This is a genomic window from Blastochloris tepida (assembly GCF_003966715.1).
In the GTDB taxonomy this organism is placed as follows: domain Bacteria; phylum Pseudomonadota; class Alphaproteobacteria; order Rhizobiales; family Xanthobacteraceae; genus Blastochloris; species Blastochloris tepida.
In genome coordinates this window covers 2,391,035-2,412,059 of the sequence record NZ_AP018907.1, presented here as the reverse complement: position 1 = coordinate 2,412,059, position 21,025 = coordinate 2,391,035, and the positions used below count along the sequence as shown (strand labels likewise).

Sequence of the window (21,025 nt, the reverse complement as noted above, 5' to 3'; positions counted from 1 at the left end):
CATGCCAGAAGCCTTCGCCCGACACAAGAGCACGGGCAGGCATCCCGGCACGGGAGACGGCCCCTCCGTTTCGCAGAACGCCGCGGGCACGCAATGAACGTACGGCCGGCATTCCCCTGACGCAATGCCATTGCATGGCGCATTGCGCAAGGCGCGGGTTTGCCGGACCGGGGGTCTTGCCGGATACGTACGATGCCCGAGATTCGTCCTATGCCTGCCGCATTCCGGTGGCTGACATGGCCGGGGACGGCGGAATGCGGCGTCCTAGAGACGAGAAGTCGGAGGCGTAAGGTCAATGACTGTGTCACTCGGCCCGGTGCGGATCGTCGCGACGGCCATGCTGTTGCTTGGTGGTGCGGTCCAGGCTTCCGCGCAGAATTATTATTATTACGGCCGGCCGTGGCCGCCGGAGCCGCGTTACCGGCCGGTGCCGCCGGCCGCGGTGCCGTTCGGGCGTTTCCGCGACGAGCTGCCGCCGTGGGAGATCGAGACCATCGTGCGCTCGAAGGGCTTCACGCAGGTGGGCCGTCCGCGCCTGACCGGGCCGGTCTACCGCGTGCGCGCCACCGACCGTCGCGGCTGGCGAGTCGAACTGGTGGTGGATTCGGCCACCGGCCGGATCGTCGAACGCGAGGCGCTGGGCACGATCATTGACCCGCGGCGCGACGAGCCGCCGCCGACAACACGGTCCCGGCCGCGGCAGGCGTCGCGGCCACCGGTCGCACCGCCTGCGCGGGAAGCCGAGCCCAGCCCGCTGCCCGCCGCCAAGTCTCCGGTTGCGTCCCCGCCGGTGCCGCCGCCGCCGGTCGCGTCGCCTCCAAGCTCGGTGACGCCGCCGCAGGAGCCGGCCGCGTCCGCGCCGAGCCTGCCGCCGCTGCCGCGCTCGGCGTCGCCGACCCCGTCGATGCCGCCCGCCTCGGGCCCGGCCATGCCGCCGCCCGCGAAGGCGGACAAGCCGGCCGCGGGCAGCACGGCCTCGGCACCGGCGAACGCCAAACCCGACGCGGCCAAACCTGACGCAGCCAAGCCTGAGGCGGCAAAGCCTGAGGCGGCCAAACCGCCGTCGGCGAAGCCGCCCGCATCGGCAGCCAAACCAGCGGATACGAAGCCGGCCGACACCAAGCCGGCCGCCAGAGCCAAGCCGACAGAGACAAAGCCGGTGGACGCCAAGCCCGCGGACGCCAAGCCTGCGGACGGCAAGCCGGCCGAGAAGGCCAAGCCGGCGGTGCCGGGCACCGACTCCGACCGTCCGATCTGGGCGCAGCGGCGGTCGGCCAAGCCCGAGGCGGCGCCGACCCCGCCGCCGGCCCCTGCGAAGAAGCCCGCCCCGGCCATCACCTTCCCGCCGGTCCAGGGACTGGAGTGACCCTCCTCGCGGGGGCAGGCCCCGCGAGTCAAAGGGAGCCCTGCCGTCTCGGCAGAGTGCTGACGGAACGAAAAAGCGCCCGGGTTTCCCCGGGCGCCGGACGTCTCATACGGTTTCCGGTTGATCCCTTCGGGATACCGGAAACGGTCTCGCCGAAAAACCCTTGTTCGATAACGGGATTTTCGGCGATCTGAATACGGTTCTCCGGCTTGATCAGCCGGAAACCGTATCAGACAGACAAGGAAGCTGTGGATCAGGCAGCCACCTTCTCGGGGGCGGCGTCGATGGTCTTCGGCGTGTCGCCGGTGGTGCTGATCGGGATGGTGCGCGGCTTCATCGCCTCGGGAATCTGACGCACGAGGTCGATGTGGAGCAGGCCGTGCTCAAGCCGGGCGCCCTGGACCACGACATGGTCGGCGAGCTGAAAGCGCCGCTCGAACGCCCGCGCGGCGATGCCCTGATAGAGGAATTCGGGCTTGGCCTGGTCGGGGCGCTTGTCGCCGCGGACGGTCAAGCTCTGCTCGCGGGCCTCGATCGACAGATCCTCGCCGGTGAAGCCGGCGACGGCAATCGAGATGCGGTAGGCATTCTCGCCGGTCCGCTCGATGTTGTAGGGCGGGTAGGACGGCGTCGACTCGGCGCCCGCGCTCTGGTCGAGCAGCGAGAACAGGCGGTCGAAGCCGATGGTGGAGCGATAGAGCGGGGCGAGATCGAACGTACGCATGGCATATCCTCTTCAAATCGAGCGACATGTGTGATGGACCGCTCTCCTGAGCCGGTCCCGATTCGCACAGCCCGCGGGGCCTGTGCGTCCTGGAGATGGGAAGCGTCCTCAGGGCGCGCAAGAGGGGCGGCACGCGCGGATCGGGCCTGATGAATGCGGCCCGTCGTTGCGGCTGTCCCGCCGATTGGTGTAAGACGAAATTCGGCCGCTCAGGCCGGACTCCCGCAGTCCGTTCACCGAAAATCCCGTTCCCGAACAAGGGTTTTCAGCGAGCGGCGGTCCGAGGATCGCAAGAAGTCCGCGGGACAGCCGTAACGTTCTGGAGTCGATCCGGCCGCGCCGGAACAGGCCGCCGATGGAACTCTTCCCCACGCCCACCAATCCCGTCCCGAGCGAGGCCGTCTGCGGCCGCATCCAGACGCGTGACGGCGTCGGCTTGCGGTTCGCGCGCTTCGCGCCGATCGTCACGCCGCGCCGCGGCACGGTGTGCCTGTTCACCGGCCGCGCCGAGCAGATCGAGAAGTATTTCGAGACGGTCGAGAATCTGCGCCAGCGCGGGTTCGCGGTGGCGATGCTGGATTGGCGCGGGCAGGGCGGCTCCGACCGGCTGCTGAAGAACCCGCGCAAGGGCTTCGTGCGCTCGTTCGACGATTACGAACTCGACATCGAGACGTTCGTCCGCGAAGTGGTCTATCCGGACTGCCCGCCGCCCTTTTTCGCGCTGGCCCACTCGATGGGCGGCACCATCCTGATTCGCGCCGCCAAGCGCGGCCGGCGCTGGTTCGAGCGCACGGTCGCCGTCTCGCCGATGATCCAGATCCGGCTGAAGCGCGGACGACTGGCGCGGGGCGCCGCGCAGTTCTTCCGTTCGGCCGGGCTCGGCGGGCTCTATGTGCCGGGCGGCAAGCCCACCGACATGCTGAGCCGGCCGTTCGAGGTCAACCGGCTCACCTCCGATGCCGCGCGCTACGCCCGCAACGCCGAGATCGCCCGGACATATCCGCGATTGGGGCTGGGGTCGCCGACCATCGCCTGGGTCGATGCCGCCTTCCGGGTGACCGAGGAGTTCGCCGACCCGGCCTATCCCTCGTCGCTGCGCCACCCGCTGCTGCTGGTTTCCGCCGGCAACGACCAGATCGTCGCGACGCCCGAGGCCGACCGGTTCGCCCTCAGGCTGCTGGGCGGGGCGGGGCTGGTGATCCCCGGCGCGCGCCACGAGATCCTGCAGGAGCGCGACACGGTTCGCGAGCAGTTCTGGGCGGCGTTCGACGCCTTCGTGCCCGGCTCGCGGGCGTGACGGACGGTCGCGTCTTCGGCCCGAGATAGGCTCACCCGTTCAGCAGTTTCAGCGCCGCCTCGTGCAGCTTGCGGTCGCCCGCGGCGACCACCCGGCCGCCCTTGGCGGCGGAGCCGCCCTCCCAATTGGTGACGATGCCGCCCGCGCCCTCGATGATCGGGATCAGCGGCACGATGTCATGGTCGTCGAGACCGGTCTCGATCACGAGGTCGATCAACCCGGCCGCCACCATGCAGTAGGCGTAGCAGTCGCCGCCATAGCGCGACAGCTTCGCCTCGCGCTCGACGCGGCGGAACGCCTCCAGGTCCGGCTCGGCGAACAGCAGCGGGCTGGTGGTGAACAGCACCGCGTCCGACAGCGCCGGGCAGGGCCGCACCACCAGATCGCGCGGACCGGCCGGGCCGCGGTATCTGGCGGCGGCGCCGTCGCCGGTGAAGCGCTCGCCGATGAAGGGCTGGTGCATCATGCCGTAGACCGGCGTGCCCTCGCGCATCAGCCCGATCAGCGTGCCCCAGGCCGGGATGCCGGCGATGAACGACTTGGTGCCGTCGATGGGGTCGAGCGTCCAGACCCAGGTGGCGTCGGCGCGCTCGCGGCCGAACTCCTCGCCGAGGATGCCGTGCTCGGGGAAGGTGCGGCTGATCAGGCTGCGCATCGCCACCTCGCCCGCGCGGTCGGCGTCGGTGACCGGATCGAACTGCCCGCGCTTGCGCTTGTCGTCGACGCCGATGGCGGTGCGGAAGAACGGCAGGATGGCCGCAGCCGAGACGGTGGCGAGTTCGTCCACGAAGGCAGCGAAATCGACGGCGCGCATGAAGGGTCATCCTCGGTGGCAAGCTGGTGGCGACCTATAGAAAGCCTCGCCGCCCGCTGCAATGGCGGCCGGGGGAGGTTGGCGCCATTGTTGTGGTCCAGCCAATGCGCGGGCCCGGCTGCGGCACCTTCGCCTGGGTCTCACCAGGAAGGCGAACTTGGATAAGCATTCGCATCTGGGCTAAGCAGGTTGTCCCGCGAAAGAGGAAGCATGGCCAGTCCGGAGGCGTTCTTTGACGGAAGGTGAGGCATCCGGGGCCGAGAACCGAGGGGCCCGCCTGCCGGTCGTCACCGTGGTGGTGCTCGTCGCGACCTGCGCCGGCATCTATGTGATCAGCCAGTTCCTGCGTGGCTCGATCGGGGTGATCGCCCCCAATCTGGCGCGCGAGCTGAGCTTGAACGCCGCCGAGATCGGGCTGCTGTCGAGCCTGTTCTTCCTGATGTTCGCGGCCGCCCAATTGCCGCTCGGCATCGCTCTCGACCGGTTCGGCCCGCGCGCCTGCCTGCTCGGCTCGGTGTCGCTGGCGATCGCCGGCTCCCTGCTGTTCGCGCTGGCCGGCAGTTTCGCCGGGCTGCTGGGAGCGCGGGTGCTGATGGGCCTGGGCTGCGCTGCTTTGCTGATGGCGCCGCTCGCCGTCTATGCGCGGTGGTTCCCGCCCGATCGCTTCTCCACCCTGCTCGGCATCCAGATGGCGGTGGGAAGCCTGGGGGCGCTGCTGGCCACCGCGCCGCTGGCCCGCGCCGCCGAGGCGTTCGGCTGGCGGACGCCGTTCCTGGTGGTGGCGGCCATCACCGTGGTCAGCGCCGTGGTGGCGGCCGTGGTGGTGCGCGACAATCCTCCCGGCAAGGTCGCGCCGCACAACAAGGATTCGCTCGCCGACAGCATTCGCGGCGTGGTGCACGTCATCCGCATCCGAGATGTCTGGCGGCTGTTCCTGCTGCACACCTGCGCCTATGCGATGTATGCCAGCATCCAGGGCCTGTGGGGCGGGCCCTATCTCACCGACGTCTATGGCTTCGAACTTGCCCAGCGCGGCGACATGCTGCTGCTGATGGCGGTGGCGCAGATCTGCGGCTCCTTCCTTTGGGGCATTTCCGACCGGCTGCTCGACAGCTACCGCTGGCCGACCATGATCGGGGCGATCGGCTCCGCCCTCCTGCTCCTGGTTCTGCCGCTCGCCGGCCCGCTGCCGCAGGGCTGGCTGCCGGTGTGGTTTGCCGCCTTCGGGCTGATGGCGGCGTTCACGCCGGTGATGATGGCGCACGGCAAGTCGCTGTTCCCGCCGCATCTCGTCGGGCGCGGCATCACATTGCTCAATCTCGCCAATATGGGCGGGGTGTTCGTCTGGCAGGCGGTGGCCGGCGTGGTGGTGGATCTCTATCCCACCGCCAATGGCGCCTATCCGGCCGCCGCCTATCACATGGTGTTCGCCCTGCAGGGGCTGGCGATGCTGGCGCTGATGGTCGTCTATGTCCGGGCCCGCGACCCGCGCCACGAAGAGGTTTAGGGCAATGTCAGCTCGCCGGGCCGCAGGTGGCGCGGACGAGCAGCGTCTCGATCTCCGGGCGCGCGCCGGCCTCGCGCACCAAAGCGCGGATGATGGCAATGCCGGTCTTCGACGGCGATTCGACGATCAGCCGGTCGGCGGCGGTGATCTCCTCGTCAGAGGGCAGCAGCGTCCGCTGCTGCGGCGTCATCAGGTCGACGTCGATCATCTTGCGCCCGGCGGCGCGGTCGCTGATGCCGTAGAACGTCTGTCCGTGGCGGGTATAGAACGACACCGAGGTGTAGTCGGCCGTCACCGGCACGCGCAGCTTCAGCGGGCCAGCCGAGAGGTCGTAGCGGCAGGCAGCCGTCGCGAAGGCCGGATCGAGGAACGGCATCAGCTCGGAATCGGCGGCCGAGGGCGGCACCAGCACCACGGTGTTGGCCGGCCCCAGCGTGGCGATGCGCGCCCACGCATCGGCCGGCGCCTGATAGGGCATGATCAGGATCGCCACCAGATGCGCCGCGAGCCCGACCACCAGCCCGGTCACCACCGGCAGCACCCAGCGCATCGGCACCTGAACCACCGGCACGCGCGGCCGCGCCGGGCGGGCCGCCTGCGGCCGGGAGAAGGGCCAGCGGAAGAAGGGCCATCGCATCGTAAGCAATCGCATCATGGGCAATCGGACTGGCGGATGGCTGGCAGCAGCGGCGCGTCGCTGGTGCGGGAGGCGAAGCCGATCTGGGTGTCGTAGAGCCGCAGCACGAACAGCACGCCGGTGGCCGCGCCGGTGGGCAGCCAGTTCCCCGCCCGCGCCCGCGGCGCCGCCACGATGTCGATGCTGCCGTCGCTCTCCCACACCAGCTCGGTGGAGGTGAAGCCGTAGCGGCCGGCCGGATTGTCGATCAGCGCGCCCTTGTCGTCGGTGACGGTCAGCGTCCACACGCGCGACTGCGGCACCCGGCCGGTGATGCGGATGGTGCAGCGGCCGTCGAGCGGGTTTCCCGCCGAGTCGCGCCGGGCGATGAAGACGAGGCCGTCGGCGAGGCTGACCGGCAGCGTGCCGAACCTGGCATAGGTGGCCCGCGCATAGGGGTCGGCCTCGGCGGTGCCGTGCCGCGGCGCGGCGGTCCAGGCGCCGATCCGCACGGTGTCGAAATCGGACAGGCCGCTGACGGCGAACCATGTCAGGACGAGCGCCGTGACCGCCGCCACCAGGAAGCTGACGAGGGTCGAGAAGGGCCCCACGAAATTCCGTCCAATGTGCCGCAGATTGACCCGGACCCGCACGGCGCGGCCCGTGCGATCCTTGTACGTGCGATCCCTATAGCAGCGCCGCCCGCGCCGGCAAATCGTTCCGCTGGGGCCGGGCGCCGCAGCCGGCCGCACCCGGGCGGCCGACAGGATCAAAAAATACATTACACATCAATAATTTAACGCAGAAACCGGCGACAACCGGCATGTCGCTCCAGAGCGTTATCCGATCTGACTGCATCAGATCGGACGCTCCAAGTTTCTGGTGTGTCGCATTTTCTTTCGCAAAACCGGTATCCACTTTTGCGGAAAATGCTCTAATTGCGCCCCAGCGCGCCGGTGGGGCGGTCGGTGGCGGCGGCGGTCGGCTTCACCGGCGCCGCGGAGTCGCGCATCAGCTTCTCGATGCGGTTCAGCGTGGCGCTGGATTTGGTCGACAGCGTGATCGGCCGCTGCGGGCCGGGCTGGTCGCCGCCCGACTGGGCCACCGGCGTATCGCCCTTGGGCGGCTTGGCGTCGCCGCCGAGGCCCGGCATCGTCTTCAGCTCGATGCCCTGGTGGGCATAGGCCATGATCTGCTGCCACGTCATCGCCGGCAGCGTGCCGCCGGTCATCTTGTTGGTCGGCGAGTGGTCGTCATTGCCGTACCACACCGCGCCGACATAATTGCCGGTGTAGCCGACGAACCACGCGTCGCGATAGCCGTTGGTGGTGCCGGTCTTGCCCGAGGCGCTGATGCCGTCGAGCATGGCGCGCCGGCCGGTGCCGTCCTCCACCGCCGATTTGAGCACGCGGTTGATATCCTCGGCCACCTGCTGCGGCAGCACGCGCTCGGACTTCGGCCCGTCACGGTCGAACCGCCAAACCGTCTCGCCGGTCGGCGTCTTGATCTCCAGCGTAGCGTGGGCGGTCACCTTCATGCCGCCGGAGGCGAAGGCGGCGAACGATTGGGTCTGGTCGATCACCGTCACCTCGGCCGCGCCGATCGGCAGCGACGAGGAATCCGGCAGCGGCGTCGAGATGCCCAGGCGGTGGGCGGTCTCGATGATCTTGGCGCGGCCGGCCTTGGCATTGCCCTTGCCCAGCATCACCGACAGCCGCACCGGGATGGTGTTGATCGATTTCTGCAGGGCGTAGTGCAGCGTCACCGTGCCGGCATAGGAGCGGCCGTAATTCTGCGGGCACCAGTTGCCGAGGCAGATCGGCTCGTCGCGCACCGTCGTGGTGGTCTTGAGGCCGTTCATGAAGGCGGTGGCGTAGACGTAGGGCTTGAACGAGGAGCCGGGCTGGCGCAACGCGTCGGTGGCGCGGTTGAACTGCGAGGCGCCGTAGTCGCGCCCGCCGACCATGGCGCGCACCGCGCCGTCGACGTCCATGATCACGGTGGCCGCCTGGCTCGCGCCATACTCGCGGCCGAACTGGCGCAGCTTCTCCTCGACCGCCGTCTCGGCGACGTACTGGATGTTGGGATCGAGCGCGGTGCGCACCACGAACACCCGCTCGGTCACCGATTTCGGCAGCGTCTCGGTGATCTCCTCGACCTCGCCGAACGCCCAGTCGAGATAGTAGTTGGGCACCTTCTCGTCGCGCCGCTCGATCGGCGTCGCCGGGTTGCGGCGGGCGCCGAATACCTGACCTTCCGTCATGAAGCCGGCCTCGACCAGATTGTCGAGCACCACATTGGCGCGGGCGCGCGCCGCCGGCAGGTTGACGTGCGGGGCGAACTTGGTCGGCGCCTTGAACAGGCCGGCGAGCATGGCCGCCTCGGCAAGGTTCACGTCGCGCGCCGACTTGCCGAAATAGTATTGCGACGCGGCGTCCACGCCGAATGCGCCGCCGCCCATATAGGCGCGGTCGAGATAGAGCTTGAGGATCTGGTTCTTGGTGAGGTGCTGCTCCAGCCACAGCGCCAGGAACGCTTCCTTGATCTTGCGCTCGATGGTGCGCTGGTTGGACAGGAACAGGTTCTTGGCGAGCTGCTGGGTGAGCGAGGAGCCGCCCTGCACCACGCCGCCGGCCCGGGCATTGGCGGTGACGGCGCGCAGCGTGCCGCCGACATCGATGCCGAAATGCTCGAAGAAGCGCCGGTCCTCGGTGGCGAGCACGGCCTTGATCAGATGGTCGGGGAATTCCTCGAGCGGCACAGTATCGTTCTGGCGCACGCCGCGGCGCCCGACCTCATTGCCGTAACGGTCGAGGAAGGTAACAGCCAGCTCGGTGCGCTTCAGCCAGTCCGGCGTGGTCTCGCGGAACGCCGGAACGGCCAGCGCCAGCATCAGCACCGCGCCGACGGTGCCGAGCGTCACCGCCTCGGAGAGCGGCTCGATCAACACCCAACGCTTCCAGCCGCCGACATGGAAGCGGTCCATGAAGGCCGAGAAATTCTCCCAGCCGTCGCGCAGCCGGGTCGACAGCCCGAAGGTCGCGCTGTCGATGCGCGAATCGAGATCGAGCAGGGCCCGCCGGACCCTGGCCTTGAACTCGTTGGACAGAAGCTCGCGCACCGGTCGTCTGCCTCCGCGCTAAACAGGGTGTTGCGCTAAACAGGGTGTCGCGCCAAACAGGGCGTCGCGCCAAGAAGGCCGTCGCGTCAAACAGAGTGTTCGGCGTACGCCCCGCCGTCGCGGAACCGGCACCCCGCAGCAGTTTCCGATCCCGCGTCGATCAGCGGAACCCGAACCCGACCCGAAGGAGTGATGCCTTCAACGGTGCTTCGACGCAAGGGCTTCCCTGGCCGGCAATCGGGGCTTTTCCTTGACCGGGCGCCAGCGCCGTTGTGGGCGGTCCGGCCGCGGAATAACATCGCGCCATGCATGCGCCCGACCGCCCCGCGCCGCCGTTCTGGCGGACCAAGACCCTGGACCAGATGAGCGATTCCGAGTGGGAGAGCCTGTGCGACGGCTGTGCGCGCTGCTGCCTCGCCAAGCTGGAATGCGAGGACACCGGCCGCGTCGTCTACACCGAGGTCGGCTGCCGCCTGCTCGATGCCGAGACCTGCCGCTGCATCGACTATCCCAGCCGCTCCGAGGAGGTGCCCGAGTGCGTGCGCCTGACGCCGCAGGAGGTGCGTACGCTGGGCTGGCTGCCGACGACTTGCGCCTACCGGCTGATCGCCGAAGGGCGCGACCTCTATTGGTGGCATCCGCTGGTATCTGGGGACCGCGAGACCGTCCATGCCGCCGGCGTCAGCGTGCGCGGCAAGGTGGCGGCGAACGAGACCGACGTGCCGGCCTCCCAGCTTGAGGATTTCGTGGTCGATTGGCCGCTGCGCCTGCCGCGGCGCGCCCGCCGCCGCCCGGACACAACATCTCGCGTGCCCACCGCCGGCTGAACCGGCGGTCCCGTTGCGGGCCGCCAGCGCGGGGCGGCGGATCTGGGGCAGAGTCCGATCGATCATGCCGGATGGTAACACGGCTTGGCAGGACGGGCCGTCCGCGGACCGCAGCGGCGGCATTTCGACTTTTCACGCAATGGCTTGACCCGCACCGCGGCGTGCGCCTGCGCCCGCCGGAGGGCGATCGGCCGGCCGGACACCGGGCGCCCGGCCGGAAAGCGTTTCATACGGTTTCCGGTTGATCCCTTCGGGATACCGGAAACGGTCTCGCCGAAAAATCCTTGAGTTGGAAGGGATTTTTCGGCGATCGGAATACGGGTTTCCGGCTTGATCAGCCGGAAACCGTATCACCTCGCGCAGCCACCATTCGCCGGGTGTGTACCGGGCGGGCAGCGCTGCGGCGCGGCCCGCTGATGCGGCGGCGCGGCACGTTGCGGCGGCGGTGCAGCACGTTGCGGCGGCGGTGCGGCGCGCTGTGGCGGTGGTGCGGCCCGTTGCGGCGGCGGGGCCTGACGCACCTGCGGCGGTGCGGCCCGTTGCGGCGGCGGAGCCTGACGCACCTGCGGCGGGGCGGCACGCTGCGGCGGCGGAGCCTGACGTACCTGCGGCGGAGCGGCACGCTGCGGCGGTGGAGCCTGACGCACCTGCGGCGGAGCGGCACGCTGCGGCGGCGGGGCCTGACGCACCTGCGGCGGAGCGACCGCACGCTGTGGGCCGACCGGCCGGCTCGGCTGGGCCTGGGGCGCGCTCGGCGGCTGCGGCCGCATCCCCTGACTCGGCATCGGCCGGTCCGGCTGCGAGGGCCGCATGCCTTGACCCGGCATCGGCCGGTCGGGTTGCGAGGGCCGCATGCCTTGACCCGGCATCGGCCGGTCGGGCTGGGAAGGCCGCATGCCTTGGCCCGGCATTGGCCGGTCGGGCTGGGAAGGCCGCATCCCTTGGCCGGGCATCGGCCGATCCGGCTGTGACGGCCGTGCACCCTGGCTTGGTACCGCCGGCAGGCTACCCGGCTGCGGCCGCATCCCCTGACCCGGCATCGGCCGGTCCGGTTGCGAAGGTCTCGCACCCTGTCCGGGCACTGGCGGCAGGCTACCCGGCTGCGGCCGCATGCCCTGTCCGGGCATCGGCCGATCGGGCTGGGTGGGTCGCATGCCCTGACCCGGCACCGGCGGCAGGCCGCCCGGCTGCGGCCGCATGCCCTGTCCCGGCATCGGCCGATCCGGCTGTGACGGCCGTGCACCCTGGCCCGGCACCGGCGGCAGGTTTCCCGGCTGCGGCCGCATCCCCTGACCCGGCATTGGCCGGTCGGGCTGGGTGGGTCGCATGCCCTGGCCCGGCACCGGCGGCAGATTGCCCGGTTGCGGCTGCATGCCCTGGCCCGGCATCGGCCGGTCGGGCTGGGTGGGCCGCATGCCCTGGCCCGGCACCGGCGGCAGGCCGCCCGGCTGCGGCCGCATGCCCTGACCCGGCATTGGCCGGTCGGGCTGGGTGGGTCGCATGCCCTGTCCGGGCACCGGCGGCAGGTTGCCCGGCTGCTGCGGCATCACGCCTTGAGCGGGCATCGCGCCACCCGGCTGCGGCCGTCCGCCCTGGCCCGGAACTGGTGGCATGCCGCCAGGACGCTGGTGCGAGCCCGGCATGGTGAGACCGTCCGGCCGGCGGCCGCCATCCGGCCGCGGCGGCACGACGCCTTGGCCTGGAGCTGAACCCGGACCCGCGCCCGGACCCTGACCCGGCATCGGCCCGGGGCCGGCGCCCGGCCGTCCGCCGGGAACGCCGCCCGGCACCGCCGGCAGGCTGCCCGGCTGCGGGCGCATGCCTTGGCCCGGCATTGCCCCGGGGCCTCCGCCCGGCCGCATCCCCTGTCCCGGCATTCCCTGGCCCGGCATCGGGCCCGGTCCCGCGCCCGGTCCTCCCGGTCCTCCAGGTCCTCCCGGCCCACCCGGTCCGAATCCCCCCGGTCCCGGCCCGCGGCCGCCATCGGGGCGGCGTCCGGGTATCGTCAGACCGCCCGGCGGCTGGCGTCCCCCCGGCGGCGGCGGACGCACGCCGTCCGGCCGCGGCCCGCCCGGCGGACGGAACGCGCCGATCGGATCGGCCGGCGGGCGCGGGCCGACCGGCCGCCCGCCCGGCGGGAAGCGATCCGGCGGCGGGCGCAATCCCGGCCCTCCGACAAAGCCCGGTCCCCCAGGTCCTCCCGGCCCGAAACCCGGACCTCCAGGTCCGAAGCCCGGCCCGAAGCCCGGCCGTCCGAAGCCCCAGGGCGGGGGCGGCGGCGGCGGGGGAGGCGGCGGCAGCGGCCGGAAGCCGGGCGGCCGGCGGTCGAACCACCAGGGCGGCGGCGGCGGCCGGCGGACGAAGAACGGTGTGAACAGGCCCCACACCGGCGGCGGCGGCTCAATGCCGAGCGGCACCACCTCGGCGAGGCCCACCGCCTCGTCGGTCCAGTCCGGCGGCAGCGGCTCGGGCTCCACCACATAGGTGGGCGGCGGCCGGCGCGGCGCCGACAGCACCTCCAGCCGGTCTTCGGCCTCGGCGGCGTGGGCGCCGTCCGGATAGCGCTTGAGATAGTTCCAGTAGGCGTTGCGGGTGTTCTGGGCCAGCGTGCGCCGCCACAGGATCTGCTCGCGGCGGGTCTCGATGATCTCCCAGATCTGCGGCGTGCTGGGGTGGTCGGGGAACAGTTCGACGAACCACTGGTAGGGCTCCAGCCGGTCGACCGCCACCACGGCGAGATAGGCGTCGTCCGGGCCCATCGCCTGCAGCGCCTCGCGCGAGGATGCGGTGCGCGGGGGCGGCGGCGCGGGGGCGGGCATCGGCACGGGCGCGGCCGCCGGCTCGGGCGGCGCCGCCGGCTGCGGCGGGAACAGATAGAGCCCGCCCTCGATCTGGTCGACGAACCACGGCGTCTGCACGCTCTGGGTCGCCTGGTTCACGGCGATGCGGGCGTTGGTGAGGATGTCGCCGAGCTCCTGGCCCGGCTGGCGCATCTGGGTGACGAGGCTGGTGGCATAGACGCCGTATTGGCCGTCGCTCTCGACCACCAGCGCGCCGGGCGCGGCGGCGAAGCCCACCGCCATGCCGGCGGTCACCGGGTTGAGGGCGAGGCCGGCCGGCACCGCGGCGTCCTTGGGCAGGCCGAGATCGTGCGCGGCATCGATCACCACCACCCGCGCCGCCGCCGGAATGCGCGCCAGCTCCTCCAGGAAGTCGTTCAGCCGGAACGCCTGGAACACGATGTCGGCGTCGGCGCGGATCTCGGCGTCCGCCGGCACCAGATAATTGTCGCCGCCGGTCTGGACGGCGTGGCCGGCGTAATAGACGAACACCGTGGTCTCGGGTCCGGCATCCTCCAGTGCGTCGAGGAAGTCGCGCAGCGCCCGGCCGATGTCGGCCTGCCGCACGTCGGCGAGCGACATCACCTCATAGCCGGCGGCCGCAAGCGTCTCGCCGACGATGCCGGCATCGGCTGCGGCGGTGCGCACCGCCGGGGCGTGGGCATAGGTGCCGTTGGCGATCACCAGCGCCAGCTTGCGCGGTGCCGATGGTGGCGCCTGCGGCGATTGGGCCGCTGCCGGCGCGAGCGCCATCGCCAAAGCGGCGAGGCAGAACAGAACGGAAAGGACGCATCCGCGCAGGCAACGCATGGCCGGCCTCATGTCTCGACGAACGCAATGTCGGCCCCTGAAGGGGGCGGCAGAATGGCCGACGGACGGCACGGTAACGATTTTGCCGGCAACAACCTTGCGGATCGTCAATTTCCGCAAGGTCTTGCGCCGGCCTGCGTCAGTGTTTGCGATGGGGAATGCAGGATGCGTGCGGCCCAGGATTGTACCCTGAACCTGGGATTGAGTCCGGTCTTCGGGCGGGCCCGCGCCTCATATGGGTTCCGGTTGATCCCTTCGGGATGGCGGAAACGATCTCCCCGAACCCCCCTTGCTTGGAAGGAGGGTTTTCTTGGAAGGAGGGTTTTCGGCGACCGGACTACGGCTCGAAGGCCTGATCGGCCGGAAACCGCCTCACTCGCCGCGCATGAGCTCGGCGACGCGCTTCTCCTCCTCGGCGCTCAGGCCGGCCGGCTTGGCGGCGGCGGTGGCGCGGCGGCGGCGGGCGGCGAACGCGATGCCGATGCCGCCGGCCAGCAGGATGGCCGCCGGGCTCAGCCACAACAGCGCGGTGGCGAGGTCGAAGGGCGGCCGCAGCAGCACGAAGTCGCCATAGCGCGAGGTGAGGAACTCGAGCACCTGCTGGTCGGAATCGCCGGCCTGGATGCGCTCGCGCACCAGGATGCGCAGGTCCTTGGCGAGGCCGGCGTCGGAATCGTCGATCGACTGGTTCTGGCACACCATGCAGCGCAGCTCTTTCGAGATCTCGCGCGCCCGCGCCTCCTGCGCCGGGTCGGGGAGCATCTCGGAGGGCTGCACGGCGAGCGCGGGCAGGGGGGCCGCCAGGGCCAGCGCGACAATCGCGCCGCGGAGCCAATGCTTGCGTGAGACGGTGTTGAATGCCGGGACCATGACCTTCAATCGACCTCCAGATGACGGCGCCATCATCGGCAGAAGCAGCCTCTTCTTCCCTCTCCCCTTGCGGGAGAGGGTGGCGAGGATTGCGCGAAGCGAAATCCGAGCCGGGTGATACGGTTTCCGGCTGATCAAGCCGGAGAACCGTATTCTGATCGCCGAAAATCCCGTTATCGAACAAGGGATTTTCGGCGAGACCGTTTCCGGTATCCCGAAGGGATCAACCGGAAACCGTATGAGGGGTGCATGCGGACGCACGCTGGCAGTTTCACCCCTCACCCGCCTCGCGATCTTCGTTCGCTCGGCACCCTCTCCCGCAAGGGGAGAGGGAAGAAAGAACGCGCTCGCCCGGCCTGCGTTCACCCGGCCTGCGTTCACCGGGCCTGCGTTCGGCCGGCCGCTCACTCCGCCGGCTGCAGCGCGCCCTTGCGGGCGCGCGAGGTGCGCGGCGCGCCGACGCGGAAGCGGCGGTCGGACAGCGACAGGCCGCCGCCGATCACCATCACCACGCAGCCGAGCCAGATCCACAGCACCAGCGGCTTGTCGTAGATGCGCACGTCGATGGCGCTCTCGGTGATGGTCTCGCCCGGCGCGACATAGAGCTGCGAGAAGCCGTGGGTGAGCAGCGCCGCCTCGGTGGTCGGCATCCGCCGCGCCGTGAACACGCGCTTCGCCGCCTCCATGGTGCCGATGGTCTTGCCGTCCTGGGCGACGACGAAGCGCGCCACGCCCTCCTGGTAGTTGGGGCCGTTGCGCGGGAACAGCGAGTCGAGCGTCAGCGCGTAGCGGCCGACCGTGACGGTGTCGCCGAGCTTCATGCGCTGCACGACCTCGGTCTTCCAGGCGCTCTCGCCGACGATGCCGAGGATGACGAGGCCCATGCCGATGTGCGCCACCGCCGTGCCCCAGGCCGAGCGCGGCAGGCCGCGGACGCGGGCGAGGCTGACCTTGAGCGGCACCCGCCACAGCGCCGCGCGCTCGGCGATGTCGGCCAGCGCGCCCATGATGACGAACACCGCGAGCCCCACCGCCAGCGGCGCCAGCACCGGCCCGCCCTGCACGAAGCCATAGATCAGGATGGTGACGACAACCGCCACGCCGATGGCGAACAGCAGCCGCTGGGTGGCGGCGAGAAGATCGCCGCGCTTCCACGCCAAAAGCGGGCCGAACGGCATGGCGATCAGCACCGGGATCATCAGCGGCACGAAGGTGGAGTTGAAGAACGGCGCGCCGACCGAGATCTTCTCGCCGGTGAGCGATTCAAGCGCCAGCGGATAGAGCGTGCCCACCAGCACCGCCGCGCACGCCGCCGACAGGAACAGGTTGTTGAACACCAGCGCGCCCTCGCGCGAGATCGGCGCGAACAGCCCGCCCTGCTTCAGCGTCGGCGCCCGCCACGCATAGAGCGACAGCGAGCCGCCGATGAACAGCACCAGGATGAGAAGGATGAACACGCCGCGCGCCGGATCGGTGGCGAACGAATGCACCGAGGTGAGAACGCCCGAGCGCACCAGGAAGGTGCCGAGCAGCGACAGCGAGAAGGCGAGGATGGCGAGCAGCACCGTCCAGACCTTCAGCGCCTCGCGCTTCTCCATCACGATGGCGGAGTGGATCAGCGCGGTGCCGATCAGCCACGGCATGAAGGAGGCGTTCTCCACCGGATCCCAGAACCACCAGCCGCCCCAGCCAAGCTCGTAATAGGCCCAGTACGAGCCCATGGCGATGCCGAGGGTGAGGAAGATCCAGGCGGTCAGCGCCCACGGCCGCACCCAGCGCGCCCAGGCGGCATCGAGCCGGCCGTCGATCAGCGCCGCGACCGCGAAGGCAAAGCAGATCGAGAAGCCGACATAGCCGAGATAGAGCAGCGGCGGATGAATCGCGAGGCCGACATCCTGCAGGATGGGGTTGAGGTCGCGCCCCTCCATCGGCGCCGGGTCGTAGCGCAGGAACGGGTTGGAGGTGAGCAGGATGAACAGCAGGAAGGCGGTGGCCACCCACGCCTGCACCGCCAGCACATTGGCCTTCAGCGTCTGCGGCAGGTTCTTGCCGAACAGCGCCACCAGCGCGCCGAACAGCGCCAGGATGAGAACCCAGAGCATCATCGAGCCCTCGTGGTTCCCCCACACGCCGCTGATCTTGTAGATCATCGGCTTGGCCGAGTGCGAGTTCTCGTAGACGTTGGAGACCGAGAAGTCGCTGGTGACGTAGGCCCATGTCAGCGCCGCGAACGAGGCCGAGACGAACAGCGCCTGCGCCAGCGCCACCGGGGCGGCGGTGCCCATCAGCGCATCGTCGCCGGTGCGCGAGCCCCAGATCGGCAAAGTCGACTGAACCAGCGCCAGCGCCAGCGCCAGCACCAGGGCATAGTGGCCGAGTTCGGCGGTCATGCGCTCATCCTTGCTGCGGGATCGTCAGCGATCCGGATCGTCATCAATGCTGCACAGTCGGCGCCGGGGCATTGGCCGGCGCGGCGCCCGGCGGCGTTGCGCCGGGTTTGGCGGCTCCCCCCGCCGCCTCGTTGCCCTGCCAGTAGCCCTGCTTCTTCAGCGCGTCGGAGACCTCGCGCGGCATGTAGTTCTCGTCGTGCTTGGCGAGCACGCTGTCGGCGCGGAAGATGCCGTCGGGGCCCATGCTGCCCTCGGTCACCACGCCCTGGCCCTCGCGGAACAGGTCGGGCAGGATGCCGGTATAGGTCACCGGGATGGCCTTGTTGCCATCGGTGATCCGGAAGCTGACGGCGAGCTTTTCGCCGCGCTCGACCGTGCCGTTCTCGACCAGCCCGCCGAGCCGGATGCGCGTGCCGGGCTGCACGCCCTTCTCGACCACGTCGGTGGGCGAGTTGAAGAAGACGATGGAGTCGTTCAGCGCGCTCAGCACCAGTCCGGTGGCGACCGCCAGCACGGCCAGGGCCGATCCGATCAGAACGAGACGACGTTGCTTGCGGGTCATGGCCGGCTCACCCTTGCGCAATGGACATGTCGATCAGCCCCCGAGGCCGAGTTCCTTGGCGTAGTCGTCGAGGCGCTTGAGCTTGTCGGCGTCGCCCGCCAGGGCCGTGCGGGCGGAGGCCAGCGCCGTCTTGGCCTTCTCGCTGTCGCCGAGCACCATATGGGAGCGCACGAGCCGCATCCAGCCCTCGACGTCGCCGGTGTCGGTCTTGAGCTTCTGCTCCAGCACCTCGACCATGGCGCGGATCATCGACAGGTGCACCTCGGGCGGCAGCTCGCCCGCCTGCTTCTCCGCCTGCTGCTCGGCCAGCCGCGCGGCGTTCTCGACGCGCGGTCCCGGCAGCGGCTTGTCGGGATGAGGCGAGGCGGATTGGGGCGCGGCGGACTGGAGCTTGTCCGGCTGCGGCTGGGTGGCGGTGGCGAGCTCGACCAGCGACTGCTCGACCACGCTGCGCCAGGGCGCATCGGGCGGCGAGGCGGCGAGCAGCGCCCGCCAGCGGGCGGCGGCGGCCTCGACATTGCCGGCCTGCTGCTCGGCGACGCCGAGGAAATAGTGGGCCTTGGGCTGCTTGGGATCGAGCGTCAGCGCCCGCTCGAAGGCGGCGCGCGAGTCCGCCGTCACGATGTCGGCGCCGGCGGCGAACAGCGCCTCGCCGAGGTCGGCCTCGCGATCGGCGGTGGCGCCGAGCAGCCGCAGCGCGTTCTGGCGCGCCTTCACCGCGTCCTGGTAGCGGCCGGAGCGCAGATAGACCGGCGCCAACAGCTCCCAGCCGCGGCCGTCGTCGGGGTTCTGCGCCAGCCGCGCCTCGACCTGCTGCACCAGCGCCGCGAAGTTCTGGTGGTCGGCCGGGGCCTGCAGGCGGGCGGCCAGCGGCTGGTCGGGCATTTCGGGCACGCCGATGATGAAATAGGCGCCGATCGACAGCATCGGCACGAACACCAGCCCGCTGAACACCAGCGCCCAGCGCTTGCGGCGGCCGCGCTTGGCCGCGCCCTCGGCGCCGCTGCGGTCGGCGGCGGCGAGCAGGCGGCGCTTGACCTCGATGCGGGCGGCCTCGCCCTCGTCGGCGCTGATCAGGCCGGATTTGAGGTCGCGCTCGATCTCGCTCAACTGGTCGCGATAGACGGCGAGGTCGGGGGCGGCGGCCGCCTCCTGCCGTCGCAGCAGCGGCACCAGCACCGCCAGCGCGGCGACGCCGGTCATCACGGCGATCGCAACCCAGAATGACAGCATTCTCCCCCTCCGCAACTCACGACCGCAGGCGCGAACCCGGCCACGCGGCTGCCCGCGACCCTATATGGGTGCCGGGAGATCGCCGCGTGATCCCCAAAAACCGATCTCGCAAAACTACTTATGCGGGAGCGGGGCTTGCGGCGGCCAACGGCCGGCCACCGGCGCGACCCGGCCGGCGATCGATGGTCGGCCGCCAAAAATCCCGTTCTGCAACAGGGATCTTCGGCGACCGCGGCTCGGGATCGCGACAGGATCTTCCGGCAGCCGTCTTACGCGGCCGGAGGTCGTCAGCCTTTGCGGAGCATCAAAGGGAGGAATGCGTCGTCGTCAAGACCGCGCGACTCGTCGTCGCTCCATCACGGCGCCGGAGGCGGGCGCCGGCTCGGCGGGCCGGCCGTTTTCGGCAGGGCGGCCCTGTGCGGCAAGCTCGACCGATTTGGCGAGCAGCTGGGCGAAGGTGTCGCCGAGCACCCGCCGGGCGAGCGCCACCGCGAGGTCGAGCTGCGAACGGCGGAACGCCCGCTCGGCGTCGCCGGCCGCGCGCAGGCTGTCGATCAGCGCCGAGGTTCCGGCATCGAGCAGCGCGTTCAGCTCGGACATCGCCCGCTGGGTGGCCTCGTTGAGGGCGATCTCGCTGGCATAGTTGCGGCAGAGCAGCACCAGCTCCACCCCGTCCTCGGCGGCGGCCACGTCGGGTGCCGGGATCAGCGGCTCGGCGGCGGCCTCCCGGCGGTTGCGCGGCTTGAGCAGGCGGCGCACCTCGGCCGAGGCGGCGGCGATCTCGTCCGACAGCAGGCTCGCCACGTCCTTGCGCACGGCGGCAAGCCGCTTGGCCCAGGGCGAGCCGGCGGCGAGATCGAGCTCGGTGCGGAAGCCGCGCACGAAGTCGTGCACGTCCTTCAGCGTCTGGGCGAAGGTGCCCATGTCGCGCCGCCGGAGCGCCGGGCCGAGGTCGGGGGCGCGGCGCTCCAGCTCGGCGAAGGCCAGCTCCACCGCGGCGGCGGCGGCCGGCATCTCGGCGATCTTGGCCGCCGAGTCGGTCTCGGCCATGCGCGCGGCGAAGCGCAGGATCTGCCAGGGCTGGACCAGCCGCCCCATCAGCACCACCAGCGCGTAGGGGAACACCTCGGGGTGGCGGGTCAGCGGCGCGTTGAACACCGCCCGCACGCCGGTCATCGTCTCGTCGGCGAGGTTGCGGATGATCGGCGGCAGCCGGCTGGCGATGGCCGTCAGCGCGTCGCGCGCCCGCAGCACCGCCACGATATCGCGCAGCTCCTCGACCTCGCGCTGCGAGCGGAACTGGGCGGCGAGCCGGCGCGCCGCCACCTCGTCGCGGCCGGCCTGATCGAGCACGGCGCGCATGCGCGCCAGCACATGGTCCTGGAAGCTCTTGGCGAGCTTGGCCGCGGCCGCCTCGTCATCCGGCATCAGCGCGGTGACCGCCTCGGAATAGGTCTTGGCATCGACCGGCACGAGGTCGCGGGCGATCCAGGTCCACACCGCGGCCAGGCTGGCGCGGGGAATGCGGCCGCGAACCTTGGCCGCGGGCGTCTCGTCGATCAGGAACGGCCCGAGCGGCTGGAAGAACAGGCGCTGCGGCGCATTGGCAAGCTCGCGGCGCTCCTGCTCGGCCGGGAAGCGGCCGCGCAGGCCGGCATGCAGCTCCTGCAGCACCACGTCGAGCCCGGCCCGGCCGCCGGCCCGCGCCTCGCGCTCCAGCTCCGCCGCAACCTTGGCGCACGCCTCCGGCGACAGCCCGTTCAGATAACGGCGCAGCTTCTCGATCTCCTGCGGTGTCCCGTTGGATGGCGCAGCCATGCCGGTCGCTCGCTCCTTGATGCCGATGGCCGCAGACTATGTTGCATTCGTTTAAGAAGCGGTTTGTTCCATGCGGAAAATCGTTCGGAAGCCTTTTCCGGATGACGATCCCGGGTTGGAACGGCGAACTGTGCTTTGATGGGTGCACCGGCTCGGGGTGGCCACCCCGAGCCGGTGCGGGCGGCACGCCGTATCCCGGGTGAGCCTTCGAGGCCGTCGCGAGCAGAAGC

General features: G+C 70.6%; 15 protein-coding genes. 4 read left to right on the top strand and 11 right to left on the bottom strand.

Going from position 1 to position 21,025, the window contains the following annotated elements; translation table 11 throughout:
- The first annotated feature begins 295 nt into the window (after positions 1–295).
- The gene (locus BLTE_RS11130; RefSeq protein ID WP_126400539.1) at positions 296–1,366 is read left to right on the top strand and encodes a hypothetical protein; all 1,071 of its coding nucleotides are present in this window, start codon (positions 296–298) and stop codon (positions 1,364–1,366) included.
- Positions 1,367–1,619: 253 nt separating this feature from the next.
- Here BLTE_RS11130 and BLTE_RS11125 read toward each other — a convergent pair whose 3' ends face one another.
- A complete protein-coding gene (locus BLTE_RS11125; RefSeq protein ID WP_126400536.1) occupies positions 1,620–2,090 on the bottom strand; it encodes an Hsp20 family protein in 471 nt (156 codons plus the stop codon).
- A gap of 355 nt (positions 2,091–2,445) precedes the next feature.
- Here BLTE_RS11125 and BLTE_RS11120 point away from each other — a divergent pair, with 355 nt between their 5' ends.
- The gene (locus tag BLTE_RS11120; RefSeq protein WP_126400534.1) at positions 2,446–3,387 is read left to right on the top strand and encodes an alpha/beta fold hydrolase; all 942 of its coding nucleotides are present in this window, start codon (positions 2,446–2,448) and stop codon (positions 3,385–3,387) included.
- A gap of 31 nt (positions 3,388–3,418) precedes the next feature.
- On the opposite strand, the gene hisN is transcribed toward BLTE_RS11120, so the two are convergent.
- Positions 3,419–4,201 (bottom strand): histidinol-phosphatase, encoded by a 783-nt coding sequence (gene hisN, locus BLTE_RS11115; RefSeq protein ID WP_126400531.1) that lies wholly within the window; start codon positions 4,199–4,201, stop codon positions 3,419–3,421.
- A gap of 232 nt (positions 4,202–4,433) precedes the next feature.
- Between hisN and BLTE_RS11110 the strand changes: the two genes are divergently transcribed.
- Positions 4,434–5,708 (top strand): MFS transporter, encoded by a 1,275-nt coding sequence (locus BLTE_RS11110; RefSeq protein WP_126400529.1) that lies wholly within the window; start codon positions 4,434–4,436, stop codon positions 5,706–5,708.
- Positions 5,709–5,715: 7 nt separating this feature from the next.
- On the opposite strand, the gene BLTE_RS11105 is transcribed toward BLTE_RS11110, so the two are convergent.
- The 3 genes from BLTE_RS11105 to BLTE_RS11095 all read right to left on the bottom strand — a co-directional run bounded on the left by BLTE_RS11105 (position 5,716) and on the right by BLTE_RS11095 (position 9,445).
- Positions 5,716–6,345: a DUF1254 domain-containing protein gene (locus BLTE_RS11105; RefSeq protein ID WP_244599959.1), complete on the bottom strand. Its 630-nt coding sequence runs from the start codon at positions 6,343–6,345 to the stop codon at positions 5,716–5,718.
- A 14-nt stretch (positions 6,346–6,359) separates the two neighbouring features.
- On the bottom strand, positions 6,360–6,935 hold the full coding sequence (locus BLTE_RS11100; protein WP_244599958.1) for a DUF1214 domain-containing protein: 576 nt from the start codon (positions 6,933–6,935) through the stop codon (positions 6,360–6,362).
- A gap of 323 nt (positions 6,936–7,258) precedes the next feature.
- Entirely contained in the window at positions 7,259–9,445 is a 2,187-nt protein-coding gene (locus BLTE_RS11095; protein ID WP_126400525.1) for a transglycosylase domain-containing protein, read from the bottom strand.
- A 305-nt stretch (positions 9,446–9,750) separates the two neighbouring features.
- On the opposite strand from BLTE_RS11095, the gene BLTE_RS11090 reads away from it, so the two are divergent.
- On the top strand, positions 9,751–10,272 hold the full coding sequence (locus tag BLTE_RS11090) for a YcgN family cysteine cluster protein (RefSeq protein ID WP_126400522.1): 522 nt from the start codon (positions 9,751–9,753) through the stop codon (positions 10,270–10,272).
- A gap of 350 nt (positions 10,273–10,622) precedes the next feature.
- On the opposite strand, the gene BLTE_RS18130 is transcribed toward BLTE_RS11090, so the two are convergent.
- From BLTE_RS18130 to BLTE_RS11055, 6 genes are all read right to left on the bottom strand, one after another.
- Positions 10,623–13,922 (bottom strand): caspase family protein, encoded by a 3,300-nt coding sequence (locus tag BLTE_RS18130; RefSeq protein WP_160140591.1) that lies wholly within the window; start codon positions 13,920–13,922, stop codon positions 10,623–10,625.
- A gap of 372 nt (positions 13,923–14,294) precedes the next feature.
- On the bottom strand, positions 14,295–14,792 hold the full coding sequence (locus BLTE_RS11075; RefSeq protein ID WP_126402159.1) for a cytochrome c-type biogenesis protein: 498 nt from the start codon (positions 14,790–14,792) through the stop codon (positions 14,295–14,297).
- A gap of 404 nt (positions 14,793–15,196) precedes the next feature.
- Positions 15,197–17,182 (bottom strand): heme lyase CcmF/NrfE family subunit, encoded by a 1,986-nt coding sequence (locus BLTE_RS11070; protein WP_126400519.1) that lies wholly within the window; start codon positions 17,180–17,182, stop codon positions 15,197–15,199.
- Positions 17,183–17,225: 43 nt separating this feature from the next.
- Entirely contained in the window at positions 17,226–17,744 is a 519-nt protein-coding gene (gene ccmE, locus BLTE_RS11065) for a cytochrome c maturation protein CcmE (RefSeq protein ID WP_126400516.1), read from the bottom strand.
- Positions 17,745–17,777: 33 nt separating this feature from the next.
- On the bottom strand, positions 17,778–18,977 hold the full coding sequence (ccmI, locus tag BLTE_RS11060; protein WP_244599957.1) for a c-type cytochrome biogenesis protein CcmI: 1,200 nt from the start codon (positions 18,975–18,977) through the stop codon (positions 17,778–17,780).
- A gap of 327 nt (positions 18,978–19,304) precedes the next feature.
- Positions 19,305–20,795: a hypothetical protein gene (locus tag BLTE_RS11055; protein ID WP_126400513.1), complete on the bottom strand. Its 1,491-nt coding sequence runs from the start codon at positions 20,793–20,795 to the stop codon at positions 19,305–19,307.
- Positions 20,796–21,025 lie beyond the last annotated feature (230 nt).